At 71.9% G+C, this 16744-nt stretch carries 15 protein-coding genes; 6 read left to right on the top strand and 9 right to left on the bottom strand.

The genetic code is table 11. The features are described 5' to 3' along the window. Positions 1 to 84: 84 nt before the first annotated feature. Positions 85 to 804 carry a TetR/AcrR family transcriptional regulator gene (locus AC3IYJ_RS32950; protein ID WP_489398147.1) on the top strand — a complete coding sequence of 240 codons (720 nt, stop codon included), beginning with the start codon at positions 85 to 87 and terminating at the stop codon, positions 802 to 804. Here the strand turns inward: AC3IYJ_RS32950 and AC3IYJ_RS32945 are convergent. The 3 genes from AC3IYJ_RS32945 to ligD form a co-directional block, all read right to left on the bottom strand. After that, positions 776 to 2236 carry a DHA2 family efflux MFS transporter permease subunit gene (locus AC3IYJ_RS32945; protein ID WP_489398146.1) on the bottom strand — a complete coding sequence of 487 codons (1461 nt, stop codon included), beginning with the start codon at positions 2234 to 2236 and terminating at the stop codon, positions 776 to 778. The two genes, AC3IYJ_RS32950 and AC3IYJ_RS32945, sit on opposite strands and share 29 nt — an antisense overlap. Further along, positions 2233 to 3171: an alpha/beta fold hydrolase gene (locus tag AC3IYJ_RS32940; protein ID WP_489398145.1), complete on the bottom strand. Its 939-nt coding sequence runs from the start codon at positions 3169 to 3171 to the stop codon at positions 2233 to 2235. The genes AC3IYJ_RS32945 and AC3IYJ_RS32940 overlap by 4 nt, the downstream gene beginning before the upstream one ends. Before the next feature lie 440 nt (positions 3172 to 3611). Then, positions 3612 to 4631 carry a non-homologous end-joining DNA ligase gene (gene ligD / locus AC3IYJ_RS32935; protein WP_489398144.1) on the bottom strand — a complete coding sequence of 340 codons (1020 nt, stop codon included), beginning with the start codon at positions 4629 to 4631 and terminating at the stop codon, positions 3612 to 3614. Between the two features lie 75 nt (positions 4632 to 4706). Here ligD and AC3IYJ_RS32930 point away from each other — a divergent pair, with 75 nt between their 5' ends. After that, positions 4707 to 5783 (top strand): ATP-dependent DNA ligase, encoded by a 1077-nt coding sequence (locus AC3IYJ_RS32930; protein WP_489398143.1) that lies wholly within the window; start codon positions 4707 to 4709, stop codon positions 5781 to 5783. 27 nt (positions 5784 to 5810) lie between these two features. On the opposite strand, the gene AC3IYJ_RS32925 is transcribed toward AC3IYJ_RS32930, so the two are convergent. Next, positions 5811 to 7238 (bottom strand): NAD(P)/FAD-dependent oxidoreductase, encoded by a 1428-nt coding sequence (locus tag AC3IYJ_RS32925; protein ID WP_489398142.1) that lies wholly within the window; start codon positions 7236 to 7238, stop codon positions 5811 to 5813. 128 nt (positions 7239 to 7366) lie between these two features. Here AC3IYJ_RS32925 and AC3IYJ_RS32920 point away from each other — a divergent pair, with 128 nt between their 5' ends. Beyond that, complete coding sequence (locus tag AC3IYJ_RS32920) at positions 7367 to 7873, top strand: nucleotide triphosphate diphosphatase NUDT15 (protein ID WP_489398141.1); 507 nt, start codon at positions 7367 to 7369, stop codon at positions 7871 to 7873. 39 nt (positions 7874 to 7912) lie between these two features. On the opposite strand, the gene AC3IYJ_RS32915 is transcribed toward AC3IYJ_RS32920, so the two are convergent. The 3 genes from AC3IYJ_RS32915 to AC3IYJ_RS32905 all read right to left on the bottom strand — a co-directional run bounded on the left by AC3IYJ_RS32915 (position 7913) and on the right by AC3IYJ_RS32905 (position 12502). Beyond that, positions 7913 to 10015: an MDR family MFS transporter gene (locus tag AC3IYJ_RS32915; protein ID WP_489403007.1), complete on the bottom strand. Its 2103-nt coding sequence runs from the start codon at positions 10013 to 10015 to the stop codon at positions 7913 to 7915. An 87-nt stretch (positions 10016 to 10102) separates the two neighbouring features. Further along, the gene (locus tag AC3IYJ_RS32910) at positions 10103 to 11458 is read right to left on the bottom strand and encodes a 6-phospho-beta-glucosidase (protein WP_489398140.1); all 1356 of its coding nucleotides are present in this window, start codon (positions 11456 to 11458) and stop codon (positions 10103 to 10105) included. A 54-nt stretch (positions 11459 to 11512) separates the two neighbouring features. Further along, complete coding sequence (locus AC3IYJ_RS32905; RefSeq protein WP_489398139.1) at positions 11513 to 12502, bottom strand: helix-turn-helix domain-containing protein; 990 nt, start codon at positions 12500 to 12502, stop codon at positions 11513 to 11515. A gap of 224 nt (positions 12503 to 12726) precedes the next feature. Here AC3IYJ_RS32905 and AC3IYJ_RS32900 point away from each other — a divergent pair, with 224 nt between their 5' ends. The 3 genes from AC3IYJ_RS32900 to AC3IYJ_RS32890 all read left to right on the top strand — a co-directional run bounded on the left by AC3IYJ_RS32900 (position 12727) and on the right by AC3IYJ_RS32890 (position 15192). Continuing rightward, complete coding sequence (locus AC3IYJ_RS32900; RefSeq protein ID WP_489398138.1) at positions 12727 to 13395, top strand: helix-turn-helix domain-containing protein; 669 nt, start codon at positions 12727 to 12729, stop codon at positions 13393 to 13395. Between the two features lie 64 nt (positions 13396 to 13459). Continuing rightward, entirely contained in the window at positions 13460 to 14017 is a 558-nt protein-coding gene (locus AC3IYJ_RS32895) for a toxin-antitoxin system, toxin component (RefSeq protein WP_489398137.1), read from the top strand. Further along, positions 14014 to 15192 (top strand): MAB_1171c family putative transporter, encoded by a 1179-nt coding sequence (locus AC3IYJ_RS32890; protein ID WP_489398136.1) that lies wholly within the window; start codon positions 14014 to 14016, stop codon positions 15190 to 15192. Before AC3IYJ_RS32895 ends, AC3IYJ_RS32890 begins: the two co-directional genes overlap by 4 nt. A gap of 13 nt (positions 15193 to 15205) precedes the next feature. Here AC3IYJ_RS32890 and AC3IYJ_RS32885 read toward each other — a convergent pair whose 3' ends face one another. After that, entirely contained in the window at positions 15206 to 15982 is a 777-nt protein-coding gene (locus AC3IYJ_RS32885) for a bestrophin-like domain (RefSeq protein ID WP_489398135.1), read from the bottom strand. Positions 15983 to 16027: 45 nt separating this feature from the next. Continuing rightward, positions 16028 to 16612 carry a hypothetical protein gene (locus tag AC3IYJ_RS32880; RefSeq protein ID WP_489398134.1) on the bottom strand — a complete coding sequence of 195 codons (585 nt, stop codon included), beginning with the start codon at positions 16610 to 16612 and terminating at the stop codon, positions 16028 to 16030. Positions 16613 to 16744 lie beyond the last annotated feature (132 nt).

Here is a 16744-nt window from a genome sequence, read left to right as displayed (position 1 = left end):
ATCAACACCCGTTCACGTGACCACGTGACCACGTGACCACAGAGTGAACGACCGTGCGTTCGATGAGTTCGGTACGATGAGGACATGGCAGACGGACGCGTGGAGCGCGGAAACCAGACGCGGCGAACCGTCCTTGAGCGGACGATGAGCATCGCCTCGGTGGACGGCCTGGAAGGCCTCTCCCTGGGCAGGATCGCCACGGATCTGGGGCTCAGCAAGAGCGGGGTCTTCGCCCTCTTTGGCTCCAAGGAGGACCTGCAGCTCGCCACCGTGCGGGCCGCCAGGGCCGTCTTCGTCGAGCAGGTCGTGCGGCCGGTGCGGGACGATCCCGCCGGGATCGCCAAGGTGTGGCGGCTGTGCGAGAGCTGGCTGGACTACTCCGGGCGCCGGGTCTTCCCGGGCGGCTGCTTCTTCTACTCCGCCGCCGCCGAGTTCGATTCGCGCCCCGGGCACGTCCGCGACGAGGTCGCCAAGAACCGCGACGACTGGACGCGTTACGTGGAGGGCTTGCTGGACGAGGCCCGGCTGGCGGGCGGGTTCCGCGAGTCGGCCGACTTCACGGACGTGCAGCAGCTGGCCTTCGAGATCATCGCCTTGATGGAACTGGCCAACGCACACTCCCTGCTGCACGAGGACTCCGTCGGCTACGGGCGGGCGAGCCGCGGCATCCTCGCCCGGCTGCGCGCGGCGACGGCCGCCCCGGAGGAACTCCCGGAACGGCCGCCCGTGATCGATTTCCCGCTCTTCGGCGCACCGGCCGACAGCGTTCCCGCCGTCAGCCTCCCCGCCGATTCCGGCCGCTGACGCGCATCCAGCAACCCGCGAGGGCCGCGCCCAGCGCGGTCAGTGCGATGAGCATGAAGACCCCGCGCCAGTGGTCCCCGGCGCCCGCCCCCGTACCCGTACCCGCTCCGGTGAGCAGAGCGGCGGTGGCGGCGACGCCGAGCGCGCCGCCCAGCTGCCGGGCCGTCATCAGCATGCCGGTGCCGGCCGCGAAGCGACCCGGCGGAAGGCCCGCCGAGGCGGCCGTGGAGAGCGCGGTCACGACGACTCCGATGCCGAGTCCGCCGAGCAGCCCGGCCGGCAGGAAGATCCGGGCGTACGAGGAAGAGTCCTCGACCCAGCCCCACAGCAGCATGGCGTTGGCGGCGAAGAGCAGGGATCCGACGGTGACGGCCGCCCACTGGAGGCGGGCGGGGACCCTGCGCCCGACGACGAGCGCGCCGACCATGGCGAACACGGCGCCGGGGGTGACGCCGAACCCGGCTTGCAGGACCGAGTAGTTCCAGCGGCCGATGAGGTAGGACGGGCCGGTCAGCAGCCACGCGTACATGGCGGCCCCGAAGAGCAGGGCGCCGACGTTGGCGCGGGCGAAGAGCGGGTCCCGCCACAGGTCGCGGTCCACGGCCGGGGCCGGATGGCTGAGCGAGCGGCGCAGCGCGAGGCCTCCGGCCAGGGCGCCGCCGATGACGAGGCCGAGCACCTTCGGGTCGGTCCAGCCCCACTCGGCCCCCTGGGACAGCCCGGCGACCACTCCCCCGATGCCGAGGGCGAGGGCGATCGTACCGACGGGGTCGGGGAGGCGGTGGCCGGTGCGCGGCTCCCGGGGGACGACCCGGGCGGCGGCCCAGCAGAGCGCGAGACCCAGCGGCACGTTGACGAGGAAGATCGCCCGCCAGTCCCACCACTCGACGAGCAGTCCGCCGATGCTGGGCCCGACGGCGGCGGCGAGACCGCCCGCCGCCGACCATGCTCCGAGGGCCGCGGCCCGCCGGGCGGGCGGGGTGTGGGCAAGTACGAGGCCCAGCGCCGCCGGGATCATCCCGGCTGCGGCCGCCCCCTGGAGGGCGCGGGCCAGGATCAGCAGGTCGGCGTTTGGAGCGGCGCTCGCGGCGAGCGAGGTGAGGGTGAAGGCGAGGGCGGAGCCGATGAACAGCACGCGTCGGCCCAGGGTGTCAGCGAGCCGTCCGGCCGCGGCGAGCAGGGCGGCGAAGAGCACGGCGTAGGCGCTGACGACCCAGGTCAGACGGGCCAGCGGCACCTCGGGAAAGGCGCGCCGCAGATCGGGGAAGGCGACGTTGACGACGGTGGCGTCGAGGAAGGCGAGGAAGGTGACGGCGGAGGCGAGCCCCAGAATCCGCCCGGCCCCCGGCCTCTCCCCGGAGACACCCAGGCCAAGACGAATGTCGACATCAACATCTCCATGGCCATCGGCTTCGGGCCGGATGGCGCTCATCGCACGCCCGCCGAACTCCCGGTCGGGGCCGAACTCCCGGTCGGGGCCGAACTCCCGGTCGGGGCCGAAGCGTCGGCGGGGGCAGGCGCACGGACCACCGCCTCCGCGAGGAATTCGGCGGCGGTGGCGATGACGTCCGGGTCGGCCAGGATCCTCCGGTGGCCGAGCCCACGGGTCTCGATCAGGCGGGCCCGCTCCCCGTAGGCGGCCGCGAGGGCGCGGGACTGGGAGGGTGCCACGGTGTCGTCGTCGAGGTCGTGCACGAGCAGGATGTCCGAGGGGATCTCCTCGGGGCGGCGGCACGCGTCGAAGCGGGGCCAGACTTCGGGCTCTGCAGGGAAGAGACGACGCTGGACGTGGCGTCGCAGGGCGTCTTCGACGGCCTGGTTCACGCCCAGGTTGGCGCGGAACTGCGCGGCGAGGTAGTCGAAGTCGGCGACGCCCCCGATGCCTACGATCCGGTCGACCCGGATCCCGTCGCGCAGGGCGAAGAACGTGGCGACCACTCCGAAGGAGTGGGCCACGACGGCAGAGAAGTCCCCGTACTGCGCGTGCAGTTGCCGGATGATCTCGCGCTGCCGCAGGATCGTGGTGGCCCGGCCGCCGGACTCGCCGTGGCCGGGGGCGTCGAAGGACACGACGGTCCGGCCCTGCGCGCGCAGGGCCTCGACGAAGCCGGTGAAACGCGAGGCGCGCGAGGTCCAGCCGTGCACGACGAGCACGGGCTGCCCGCCCTCGCCCCAGCGGTACGTGGTGACGGGTATCCCGTCCACGACGATCCGCCCGATCACGGCCCGGGCCATGACCTCCGCTTCCCCGGCCCGCACGCGCGGCCGTCCGAGCGGCCGCACGAACAGCGCGAACGCCACCCGCCCGACCGGGCCCGGGGCCACCCGGGCGCTGATGTTGAGGGTGGTGCTCAGGAGTGAAGCCATGGGATGCATGCCCGGTTCTCCGGATCTCCTCAGAGTGGCCACAAAGATGGCCAGGTCAAGACAGTGAGCAGATATTAGCACGATCGTTCGTGTTCTTTTTGGACCCCGTCGTTCCCTCGGCCACCGCCCTGGACTGCCCGTTGTCATCCAATCGAGACGCTTGACAGCGATCCCAGTCGTTGCGGCTTCCTTGCCGGTCAACCCAGTCGCGTGAGGTGAGCGCGCTGGGGACGCCGTGCGTCCGTACCGGTTGGACTGGGTTGCGCCTGGCCGCATTTCGAAGTGTCTACGTCGATGCCGTCCGACGCTGGCGGCGGCGTCCGTTGCGAGACGGGCCGCTCGGGGACTCCCTGGAGGCCGATAGGCTCCAACCCAGGACGCAGAGGTCGGTAAGCGGGCTTCTCCGCCTGATCGTCCGGTCACGTCCCGCGGGTGGCGGGTCAGTCCTCGTGTTTCGCGCGGCTCGGCTGGACGCGTTTGGGCTCGCCCGGCATCTTCGGGTAGTCCGGGGGGTACGGCATGTCGCCCAGGCCGTGGTCGTGTTCGTGGCGGTCGGCCAGTTCCAGAGCCGCTTCCAGGGAGAAGGCGTGGTCGTCCATGTCCGCGTGCAGATCGCCCAGTTCCGCGAAGCGCGCCGGCATCGTCACGATGTCGAAGTCGCGCGGCTCCGCCGCGTCCACTTCGTCCCAGCCCAGCGGTGCCGAGACGGGCGCGTGCGGGTGCGGGCGGATGGAGTAGGCCGAGGCAATGGTGCGGTCGCGCGCCGTCTGGTTGTAGTCGACGAAGATCCGCTCGCCCCGCTCCTCCTTCCACCAGGCGGTGGTGACCTTCCCCGGCATCCGGCGCTCCAGGTCACGGCCGATCGCGATCGCGCACCTGCGGACCTCGGTGAAGGTCCAGCGCGGTTCGATCGGTACGAAGACGTGCAGGCCGCGGCCGCCCGAGGTCTTGGGCCAGCCGCGCAGCCCCAGTTCCTCCAGCAGCGTGCGCAGTTCGTGGGCGACGGCCACCGCGTGGTGGTAGTCGGTGCCCGGCTGCGGGTCCAGGTCGATGCGCAGTTCGTCGGGACGGTCGGTGTCGTCCCGGCGCACCGGCCAGGGGTGGAAGGTGAGACAGCCCAGATTGGCGGCCCACAGGACGGCGGCCGGCTCGGTCGGGCAGATCTCGTCGGCTGTGCGTCCGCTGGGGAAGGCGATGTGGGCGGTCGGGATCCAGTCGGGCAGGTTCTTCGGGGCCCGCTTCTGGAAGAAGGACTCGCCCTCCACCCCGTCCGGATACCGCTCCAGGGTGGTGGGCCGGTTGCGCAGGGCGCGCGTGATGCCCTCCGCGACGGCCAGGTAGTAGGAGGCCACGTCCCTCTTGGTGAGGCCGCGCTCCGGGAAGTACACCTTGTCCGGGCTGGACAGCCGGACCGCCCGGCCACCCGCTTCCAACTCGATCGCACTGCCCGCAGCACCCATGTCCGCCACGGTAGGCGGGCCCGGCCTGGCCCGCACACCGAGCGGGTCCGGGCGTACCACCGCAGAATCGGAGTCATGGATCTGCCGGTGATGCCACCCGTGAAGCCGATGCTCGCCAAGTCCGTGGCCAAGATCCCACCAGGCATGCAGTACGAGGCCAAGTGGGACGGCTTCCGCGCGATCGTCCACCGGGACGGGGACGAGATCGAGATCGGCAGCCGTACCGGGAAGAGCCTGACCAGGTACTTTCCCGAGCTGGTGGTCGCGCTCAGGGACAATCTGCCCGACCGCTGCGTCGTCGACGGCGAGATCGTCCTCATCCACGGCGGGCGGCTCGACTTCGACCGGCTCAGCGAGCGGATCCATCCCGCTGCCTCCCGGGTGAAGACGCTCGCCGAGAAGACTCCCGCCGCTTTCGTCGCCTTCGATCTGCTCGCGCTCGGCGACGAGGCCCTGCTCGACACGCCGCTCGCCGACCGTCGTACCGCCCTGACCCGGATGCTCTCCACTGCCCGTCCCCCCGTGCATCTCGCGCCCGCGACCACCGACCCCGCGCTCGCGCAGGAGTGGTTCGAGCGATTCGAGGGCGCCGGGCTCGACGGGGTGGTCGCCAAACCCCTCGATCTTCCCTACCGGCCCGATGCCCGCCTCATGTTCAAGATCAAGCACGAGCGTACGGCCGACGTCGTCATCGCGGGATTCCGTTTCCACAAGAGCGGTCCGATTGTCGGATCGCTGCTCCTGGGTCTGTACGACGCCCACGGCGTCCTCCAGCACGTGGGCGTCTGCGCCGCCTTCCCCATGAAGCGCCGCGCCGAACTCGTCGACGAGCTCGCACCGCTGCGGATGCCCGATCCCGAGGGCCACCCGTGGGCCGCCTGGGCCGAGGAGGCCGCCCACGAGAGCGCCCGGCTCCCCGGGGCGCAGAGCCGCTGGACGGGAAAGAAGGACCTGTCCTGGGTACCGCTGCGCCCCGAGTGGGTCTGCGAGGTGGCCTACGACCACATGGAGGGCGACCGCTTCCGGCACACCGCGCAGTTCCGCCGGATGCGGCCCGACCGGGCGCCCGCGAGCTGTACGTACGACCAGCTGGAGGAGGTCGTCGGCTACGACCTCGCCGATGTGCTCGGGCCCACCGCCGCCGCCGGCTAGCAATGTGGCCGGGAAGCCCGGCGGCGCTCAGCCCGACGTCAGCTTCTCCCACTCCGCCCGGCTCGGGCCGGCCTCGTGCGGGGCGTAGTCGGGGTGCTCCGACAGCCAGCGCGTCACCCGCGCCCTGATCTCCGGATCCGCGTAGGCCCGCGCCGGCGGGTCGGCCAGGTGGCGGACCCTGGCCCGCGCCCGCATCACCTCCGGATCCTCCAGCGCGCAGTCGAACAGGGCCGCCACCTCCCGGGCCGTCCCCGTCCGCCCGGCCCGGGTCGCGAACCGTTCCCCGATGGCCCCGTCCGCGACGACCTGGAAGTCGAACCACGGCTTGAGGGTGCGCACCGCCCACCCGTGGTACTCGGCCGCGAACCGCTCCGATCCCGGGTCCTGGTGTGCCGTACGGGCCACCCGGTGCGCGGCCCACAGCGTGAGCGAGGTGCCCTGCCCGAGCGTCGGGTTGGTGTGGGTGACGGCGTCGCCGACGGGCACGAACCCGGTCACCACCGGCCCCCGTTCGTCGACGAGGGCACTCCAGCGGTTGTCGAGCCCCGCCGTGGCCAGTACGTCCGACAGCGGTTCGGCGCCCAGTCCCAGCCAGGCCGCGCCGGGCGGAAAGGACCGTGCGGCGGCCTCGAAGACGGCGGGGTCGCGCAGCGCGGAGCGGGTGGCGTCCGCCGTGTGCACGAACAGCGTCACGGCGAACACCCGGTTGTCGGCCGGGAAGACGGCGCATCCCGCGAAGCTGCCGCCGGTCACCGCCCAGGGCCGCCGCGGCCCCTCCTCGCGGCCCTCGGGCAGCCGGTACCAGCGGCAGAAGTAGGCGAGGCCGGTGCGGTGCCGTTCCACGATGCCGGGCCGGCAGCCGATGGCCGCCAGCCAGCGTTCGGCTCCGCCGCGTCGCCCGCCCGCGTCCACGACGAGATCCCCCTCGTACGTTCCCTCCTCGGTGGCCACACCCGTCACACGCACTCCGGAAGCCCTGCCGCCCCGAGCGGACCCTCCCCCGACGGCTCCGTCGCCCGCCGCGATCAGTCCGGTCACCGGCTCCCCGTACCGGGAGACCACACCCGGTTCCGCTCTCAGGGCCGTGGCCAGCGCGCTCTCCAGCACGATGCGCCGGGCCTGGAGCATCACGAGGTCCTCGTCGCCGGGCCGGGCGGGCGGACGCTCCTCGAACCAGTCCAGCTCGTGCCGCTCGCGCGCGCCCAGCCGGAGCATCTCGGCGTGCACATCGGGCAGTTCCTCGCGCAGCACGTTGCGCGCGGCACCGAGCAGCGCGTGCGGCTGGTTCGCCTGCGGTACGGTCGGCCGGCGCCAGCCGAAGAAGTCCCGGTCGAGCGCGGTGCCGGGAGCCCTCGTATCGCGTTCGAAGAGCTCGGCGGTGTGTCCGTGGCGTGCCGCGAGCAGAGCGGTTGCCAGCCCTCCGACGCCCCCGCCGACAACCAGCACATGTGCCATTGCGCCCCCTGAGCCGATGAACGTACGACGATCAGACCGCCGGAAGCCTGCGCGGGCGGAGCCTGGCCGAAACCCGCACAGTTGTCCCATTCGCAGGCCGCGCCCACCCGGACACCCGAAGGAGACCCATGAGCACACAGCCCGCCGCACGCTCCGTCCCCCGCCCCAACGCCGTCGTCGGCGTCGGCCTGGTCGTGGTCGCCCCGGACGGCCGGGTGCTGCTCGGCCAGGCGCACGACGGCCGCTGGGAGCTGCCCGGCGGCAAGGTCGACCCCGGGGAGGGGTTCGAGCAGGCCGCCGCGCGGGAGCTGGCCGAGGAGACGGGCCTACGGGTCGCACCCGAGGGGATCCGGATCCTGTCGGTGCAGATCGACTCGGTACGGGTCGACCCGGCGCAGACCGACGCCCCGTCCGACGCGACCCGGCTGACCGCGGCCGCCGTCACCACCACCGCCGAGGGGTCGCCCTCGGTCACCGAGCCCGACAAGATCGCCCGCTGGGCCTGGTTCGCACCGGCCGAGCTCCCGACGGCCCTCTACGGCCCGTCCCGCGCGGTGCTGCGGGTGTGGCGGCCCGACCTCGCGCAGCCCCTGCCGCACGAGTCTTCGTACGACTATCCGATCACGAGGCCCTGACCAGACGACGACCAGGCAACGACCGCGGACACCCGCCCCCTACGGCCGCCCCGCCATCGCCCGCGGCGCGAAGTTGCCGTCGCCCAGGTCCTCCGCCAGCAGCCGCTTGGCGATCGCGTCCGCGGCCGCCCGCAGTTCCGCGCTGCGCGGCCGCCCGCGGTCCTTCTCCAGCTGGTCGCCCAGCCACTGCGCCCAGGCGGCCGAGATCACTCCCGCCTCCCGCTCCCCCGCCGGGGTGTGCGTGTAGAAGCCGTTCTGCCGCGTCAGGTAGCCCTCCTCCACCATCCGTTCGAAGACCGGGAGCAGCACCTCCGGGGGCAGGTGGCGCCGGGCCGCCATGAATCCGAGGCTCGCGTGGCCGACCGTGCGGGTCATCAGGTCCACCTGCATGACCGCCCACGCCCCGGCCATGTCCAGCCGCGTGTCCGAGGCGTCCACGATCCCGCGCGCCGTCTCCGCCCCCATGCTCCGCACCAGCTTGCCGACCGCCAGCTCCAGCAGCTTCGCCGAGTCCCCGGAGGCGGTGGCCGGCGAGCCGAAGCCGTCGCCCATGTCGGTGGAGCCGGCGCGGGCGCTGTCGCGCAGCTTGACCTGCTTGAGGAACAGCGCGACGACGAAGCCGACCACCGCGACCGGCACGGTCCACAGGAACACCGTCTGCAGGGTGTCCGCGTAGGCGCCGACGACCGGTCCGGCCGCCGCCGGATCGAGCCCCTTGACGCCCTGCGGGCTCTGCGCGGCCTTGCCCAGGAGCTGTGGATCCTGCCCGGTGGCGCGCGCGGCCTCGGCGACCGCCTTGGCCAGTGCGGGCTTGAGGGTGTTGGCGTAGATCGTGCCGAAGACGGCGGTCCCGAAGGCGCTGCCGAGCGTGCGGAAGAAGGTGACGCCGGAGGTCGCGGTGCCGAGGTCGACGTAGTCCACGGTGTTCTGCACGGCGATGGTCAGCACCTGCATGCACAGGCCGATGCCCACGCCGAGCACGAACATGTAGAGGGATTCCAGCCAGGCGTTGGTCTGCGGGCCCATCAGGGACAGCAGGTAGAGCCCGATCCCCATGACGGCGGAGCCCACGATCGGGAAGATCCGGTAGTGGCCGGTCTTGCTCGTGACGTTGCCGCTGAAGACCGACGCGATCAGCAGGCCGATGACCAGCGGGAGGGTCCGTACGCCCGAGACGGTGGCTGAATCCCCGTCCACGTACTGCAGGTAGGTCGGCAGGAAGGTCATCGCGCCGAGCATCGCGAAGCCGACGACGAAGCTGAGGACCGAGCAGACCGCGAAGACGGGGTTGCGGAAGAGCCGCATCGGCAGCATCGGCTGCTCGGCGCGGCTCTCCACCAGGCAGAACAGCGCCAGTGCCACGACGCCGCCCACGAAGAGGCCGACGATCAGCGGCGAGCTCCAGGCGTACTCGTTCCCACCCAGGCTGGTGGCCAGGATCAGCGCGCTCGCGCCGATCGCGACCATCGCGATGCCCAGGTAGTCGATGACCGGCTTGCCCGCGGCGCGCACCGAGGGGATCGTCCTCGCGGCCGCGACGACCACCAGGATCGCGATCGGGACGTTGACGTAGAAGGCCCAGCGCCAGGTCAGGTGGTCGGTGAAGAGTCCGCCGAGCAGCGGCCCGATCACGGTGGCGACGCCGAAGACGGCGCCGATCGCGCCCTGGTACTTGCCGCGTTCGCGCAAGGGGACCACGTCGGCGATGAGCGCCATGGCGGTGACCATCAGTCCGCCGGCGCCGATGCCCTGGATGCCCCGCCACACGATGAGCAGGGTCATGTTGCTCGCCAGGCCGCACAGGAACGATCCGGTGATGAAGACGATCGCGGAGACCTGGAAGATCAGCTTCCGGCCGAAGAGGTCGCCGAACTTGCCGACGAGGACGGTCGCGACCGTCTCCGTGAGCAGGTAGGAGGTCACGACCCACGACATGTGGTCCCCGCCGCCGAGGTCTGCCACGATCGTGGGCAACGCGGTTCCCACGATCGTCTGGTCGAGCGCGGCCAGCAGCACTCCCAGCATGATCGTGCCGAAGACGACGTTGCCCCTCCGCCGGTCGAGCACGGGGGGCGCGGTGGCGGGTATCGCGGAGGCAGTGGTCACATCTCGCACTCTCACAGCGCGCCCGCCCGGCCGCATGCGGCGCTGGCCCGTCCGGGTGTAAGGGCCAACGGGCATGCGGCTACGAACGTGCGGCTCCAGGCGTACGGGCCCACCGGCGCCCCGTCAGCGCAGGTAGGCCAGCCCCCGGTGCTCCGCCGCGTACCCGTCCAGCAGCCGTCGGGCCACCCCGACCGAGTCCACCAGCGGGTGCAGGGCGAAGGCCTTGACCGCCGCCGCCCTCGATCCGCTCGCGGCGGCCTCCAGGACCTCCCGCTCCACGGCCTTGACCGAGGTCACCAGTCCCACCGCGTGCAGCGGCAGCGGATCGACGGCCACCGGGTGCGCCCCGTTGGCGTCGACCAGGCAGGGCACTTCGATGACCGCCTCCGCGTCGAGCGCCGCGAGCGTGCCACGGTTGCGGACATTGAGGATCAGGGTGGCGCGCTCGTCCCGGGCGATGGCCCGCATCAGGGCCAGCGCCACCTTCTCGTAGCCGCCCGACTCCAGGTCGCTCTCGTCGCGCTCGCCGACCCCCGCGACCTCGCGGTTTTCGGCCATGTACGTGGCTTCGCGCTCGGCCCGGGTCAGGTCCCAGGCGCTCAGCGCAGCCCCGGCGGCCAGATCCGGCCGTCCCGCCTCGGCGTAGAACCCGCGCTGCTGTTCGCGCAGGAACGCCCCGCGCGTCTGCTTGACCTCCTGGTACGCCCGTACCGTGTCACGGTTGAAGTAGTAGTAGTGCAGGTACTCGTTGGGGATCGCCCCGAGCGAGCGCAGCCACTCGGCCCCGAACAGCCGGCCCTCCTCGAAGGACTCCAGCGCCCCGGTGTCGGCGAGCAGCCGCGGCAGCTCGTCACGCCCGCCGATCCGCAGCCCGCGCACCCAGCCCAGGTGGTTGAGGCCGACGTAGTCGATCCAGGCCTCATCGGGCCGGGCGCCGAGCAGCCGGGCGATCCGCCGCCCGAGCCCGACCGGCGAATCGCAGATCCCGATCACCCGGTCCCCGAGTTCCTCGGCCATGGCCTCGGTGACCACCCCGGCCGGGTTGGTGAAGTTGATGACCCAGGCATCGGGGGCGATACGGGCCACCCTGCGCGCGATTTCACGGGCCACCGGTACGGTCCGCAGCCCGTACGCGATCCCGCCCGCGCCCACCGTCTCCTGGCCCAGTACTCCCTCGGCCAGCGCGATCCGCTCGTCCGCGGCCCGCCCTTCGAGCCCGCCGACGCGAATGGCCGAAAACACGAAGTCGGCTCCGCGCAGGGCCTCGTCGAGATCGGTGGTGGCCGTGACCACCGGGGGGTCGACGGCTCCGGAGGCGGCCGCCTGGTCGGCGAGGACCCGCGCCATGGCGCCGAGCCGTCCGGAGTCCTCGTCGTACAGGGTCACGTGCGACACCCTGCCCTCGGCATGGTCGCCGAGCAGGGCTCCGTAGACGAGCGGTACCCGGAAGCCGCCCCCGCCGAGAATCGTCAGCCGCACGCCCTTACCGCCCTTCGCAGTGCCACGTTCCGTGGCACCAGTGTCCCCCGCCGGTCAGTCCACCGGCGACGGCACGGCCCGCAGCCGCGGCGCCTGGTGCGCGGTCGTACCCGTGCCACCCCGGACCGGACCCATCGGCAGGCCCTGCGGCGCAGAGAGGATCAGTGTCATCCGGGTCAGCCCCATGTTCTCGAGCATCCGGCTGGATTCGGCCACCATCCGGCAGCGCACCAGGCCCCAGCTCGGGTCCGGGTGGCGCACCGAGCGCACCGCCCCGTCCTGCTCGGCGGCCTCGACCCCGTTGGTGGTCAGCCAGTGCGGGACCCCGTAGCGGTAGGCGGCCTCCATGAACGGGTCGCGGGCCACCTCCTGACGGATGCTGCGCAGCCCCTCGTCGTCGGGGGACGCCATCAGCGCGGTCGCGAACCGGGCCAACAGCGGTACGCACCAGGCGGGTTCGTGGTCCTCCAGCACGGCCGCGGCGTCCGGGTGGAACAGCACGAAGCGCAGGAAGTTGTCGTCGGGCAGGGCCGTCGGGTGGGGGCGCACCGACTGGAAGAGCCGGTCGAAGGCCGAGTTGGTGAGGGCCACGTCCCAGCGGTGGTCCACCAGGAAGCTCGGGTAGGGGACGGATTCCATCAGGGCGGCGTAGTCGCACAGGTAGTCGCGCTGGGCCGGGTCCTCGGGCAGCCGGTTGTCATCGGCGGCCCGCCAGGTGCGCGGCGGGTCCCGGTCGACCATGACCCGGAAGAGCCAGAAGCACTGCCGCTCGCTCATCTCCAGGGCCTCGGCCAGGGCGAGGAGTTTGCGGTCGGTCCACTCCTTGACCAGGCCTCGTTCCCAGTTTCCGTACGCACGTACGCTGATGCGCAGACGCGCCGCCAAGTCCTCCTGACTCAGCCCGAGTTCCTCCCGGCGCTGACGCAAAATCTCCTTGCGCCGCTCCGAGCGCACGGCGCCGCGTGCGGATTCCTCGCCCGCCAGGCGCTCTCCACCGGCGTGGGCGAGGCCATCGGACAGGCCCACCGCTGCGAGATGTGGCACCGAGAGCTCCCCCTCATTAATACGGTCTGGATCTTCATTTCTGTGTTGCGATCCTGCTACCGACTTCATTGGAGTGTCAACTATTGTGGCAATTCCAGCCTCTTGACAGCTCATTCCCGCCACAGCTGTGGCAAGTTCTAGCCCTACGGAGTGAGAGCGGATAGATTCCAGGAGCCGACCCACGTGCCCGCACCCCGACCTCGCGCGATCTAGGAGAACCACTGGTGACAGACGGCTTCCCGGCTCCCGTCGCGGTGGCCAACGCGCACCTGGCAGCCACCGTCACGCGCGTCGCCGAACTCGCGGGCAAAATGGGCCGCGACCCGAACCAGGTCTTCGACCTGCGCCGCCTCTCCGAGGCCTCCGGCGTACCCGCCGACGTGGTGCGGACCCTGCTCGACGGCCGGCCCGCGGGTGAACCCGACCTCCAGACCCGGTTCCTCCAGCGGCTCGACCTGCTGCGGCGCACCCGCGTCAAGCCCAACGGCCGCCGCTACACGCAGCAGGAGATCGCGGACGGCGCGGCCATGTCGCGCCAGCAGGCCGGGGCCCTGATCAACGGCGACCGTCGGCCGACCATGGAACACTGTGACGCGATCCAGCGGTTCTTCGGAGTGCACGCCGGATTCCTCACCGCTCACGACTCGGACGCCCTGACCGACGCGCTCCAGAGGACCGAGCAACAGCTGCTCCAGGACTTCGCGGGAAGAGCCCGGGAAACCGTACCCGCCGCGGCTGCTTCGACCGGCGATCCACTGGCAAGACTTCTCCAGAACCACGGCGTACGCGGCATCGCCTGGCGAGCCGCCCAACTGCCCAGCGACAAGCACCGGGACAAGGTGACCGAATGGCTGGACATGCTTCTCGAAAGCGTCAAACCGAATGAATCCTGACCCAGTCGAAAGTCTGGGTCTGATCCTTGAGTCCTGATCCGGATCCGCGCCGACGGGGAGAACGGTGAGCATAGGCAGAGAGCAGCGGCGGTTGTGCGGGGAACTGGTGGCCGGCATCACGCTGACCGCGCCCGTGGAACCTGTGGACCTCTACGCCGCCCTCTGCGAGGGCATGAGCAAGTACCGCGGCCGCCGGGTTGAATTCCGGATGGCCTCGTTCCCGCCGGGAACGGCCAGCGGTCTGTGGCTCGACATGGCGGACCGCGATCTCGTGGTCATCGAGGAACGCACCGCACCCGACCATCAGCTGGTGATCCTCGGTCACGAGCTGTGGCACATGAAGGCCGGCCACTGCAGCCACCACGTCGACGGCGCCGCCGTCGCCGCCCGGCTGCTGTCGGACGAGGCCGACATCGGCGAGACCGTGCGGCGCGTAGCCGCGCGCACGCGCGCCGACGTCCAGGAGGAGACCGAAGCCGAAACCTTCGGTTTACTACTGGGCAGCAGGTGCCGTACGTGGCTGGCCGGATCGGCGAGCCACCGGGCACCGGCACAACGTGATCAGCTGGCGGGCCGCATCGAGGCATCGCTCGGATACCGGGGGCACAGGAACGACCGTTGAACGGCCAGGATTACTACATACCGGCAGCCGCCATGGGAACGGCGCTCGCCTTCAAGGTGCCGGCCCTGCGCAACAACTGGCGCGACCCGCTCCTGCGGTCCGTCTGCGCCCTGCTCACCCTGGCAGCCGCGGTCTTCACCTTCGCCGCTCCGCCCACCATCGAGGCGGTCAACCGATGGACGGGCATCCCCAATTTCTCCGCCCCGCTCGTCTACTGCCTGATCACCGCGTTCAGCGCCGCCTGCCTCGTGCTGATCGTCAACTGGCGCGGGGGCCCGCCCGAGCAGACCCGGCGCTTCTCGCGCCGCTGGATCCTCGGCTATTCCGTCGTGATCGTCGCGCTCACCCTGCTCTTCGCCCTCGGCGAGGCCCCGGTCGAGCGGCTGCGCGACTTCGACACGTACTACGCCAACACACCGTTCATCCGTGAGCTCATCGCGCTCTACCTGGTGGCGCACAACGTGGCCGCCTTCGTGATGGTCGCCATGTGCTGGCGGTGGTCCCTCCAGGTGCGCGGCTGGCTCCGGGTCGGCCTGGTGATCATCGTCGTGGGGTACGTCTTCAACCTCAGCTACGACGCCACCAAGATGACCGCCGTCATCGCCCGCTGGAGCGGCCACGACCTGGACTGGCTGAGCACCTCGATGGCGCCGCCCCTCGCCTCCGTCGGGGCCAACATCAGCGCGATCGGCTTCGTGCTCCCGCTGGTCTGCCAGCGGGCCTCGGACAGCCTGCGGCACTGGACCACGTACCGGCGCCTGGGCCCGCTCTGGAACGAGGTCCGCACCTCCGGCGCGGACGCCCCCGTGAGCGTCCGGATGTCCTGGTGGTCCGCCGCCGACATCCGGGTCATCCAGCGCGAGTCGGACATCCACGACGGATTCCTGCACCTCGGCCCGTACTTCGACCCGAACCACCGGGACGAGGCCCTCGCGCGGGCCCTGTCCTGCGGCTGCGACGAGGAGGGCGCGCGCGCCGTCGCCGACGCGGCAATGGTCGCGGCGGCCGTACGGGCGCGCCGCGCCGACCCCGAGGGGCGGGTCATCGGAGCCAGCGAGGAGGGGGCCCCGCCGGCCGCCGACGGGCCGCGCGACCTCGTACGGATCTCGCACGCCCTGCGGAACTCGCCCGTGGTGGCCGAGTTCCGGCGCCAGGCGGCGCTGTCGGGGGTCTGAGACCGCCCGGAGCTCAGCTCCCGGCGGCCAGGGTCAGCCCCGGGAAGAGGTCCTGGAACGGCGCCGCCGAATCGATGCCGTCCCGGCCGAAGGGCGCGTCGAAGCTCCACACCATGAACAGCAGGAACACGATCAGCGCGCTGAAGAGCCCCGCCAGCAGCAGCTCCCGCCCGGACCGCCGGATCTGCAGGGTGAAGATCAGCCCGACCGTGACCAGGCCTCCCACCACCAGCCCGAACCACACCACGCCCGGCAGCGTCGACTCGTCGCTCTGCGTCCGCTCGTGCCGGGCGTCGTCGGCGGCCGCGATGTGGTCCAGGAGCGGCTGGTAGGCCTGGGCCTGGAGCTCGTTGCCCGGGCTCTGGTGGGTCACGTCGCCGCGCAGCTTGCCGAGCAGCTCGCCGCCCTCCGGGGACGCGGGCGCCCCCGCGGTCAGCCGCGGCCAGTCCACGCTGACGGTGTGGGAGACGTACGCGTTGACCTCGCCCCGGATCCGGTCGCGGACCGGGGCCGGGTAGACGTCGGCCCGCTGGGTGACCTCGTACAGGGACTGGGCCTCGCGGCGGACGCTGTCCTCGGCGGCGCCGCGCGCCTCCCAGACACCCGCGATGGCCAGGCCGAGCACGATCGCGTAGACCACGCCGACCATCATCACCATGTACTCGATGACGTCGGGGGTTTCGCTGGTGTCCTCGTCGGCCGCGACCCGGCGGTGCCGGATCGCGGTGAAGGCGAGGACGAGGGCGCAGACGAGCGCCATGGCGATGGCCAGGACCAGCCATTCGGACACGAGGGTTCTCCGTAGGTTCCGTGGGTTGAATGAACGGCGAAACGATCAGCTGCGGCTCTTGGAACGCGGTCGCAGCGCGACGGCCGCGAGGACCGCCGGGGTGGTCACGACGACCATGAGCATCACGGTGGACATTCCGTCCGGGCCGCGCCTGGCCAGCGCCGAGGAGTGGTACGGGCGCACGTGGAACCGGCCCGCGGGCCCGGCCCCGGCTGCGCCCCGGACCGGAGCCGCCCCTTCGCCCGGCGCCGCATGCGCACTCCCCGGGGCATCCACCGCGGCCACCGCAGGCTCCGCCACCCCGGCCGCTGCCTCCGCCGTCGACCCCGCGTGAGGCTGCGCCACCGAGCCCGGCTGCGACGCCACGTCCGGCGGCGGACCCGGAACCAGGAGCGGGCTCCGCCCGGGATGGACCACGGTCGGCCCCACCGCGCCGGGCAGGGTCACCCGCAGCGGGGGCCGGGCGGAGGGCTCCGGCGCGGGCGGCGCCGGCTTCGACCCGGCCGGAACACACAGGTCGACCCGGGCTCCGTGCCCGCCCCGGCCGTCTCCGGCGACCTCCATGTGACCGTGCAGCGGGCAGAGCGCCGCCACCAGGCCGGCCCCGGCGAAGTACTGCCAAGCGGTCACCGCGCGTTCTCCCGATTCCGCAGCAGGGATGAGGGTTACGCCTGAAGAAACGATCACCGCAGGGGTTCGATACGCGGCAGACAGGTCAAGATCCCCCCACGAGGGCTCAGTTCGAGCCACGTCCACCACCAG

Source organism: Streptomyces sp. GL_140, from assembly GCF_057834465.1.
The sequence above is the reverse complement of the archived record's forward strand: the minus strand, read 5'-3'. Positions and strand labels throughout refer to the sequence as shown.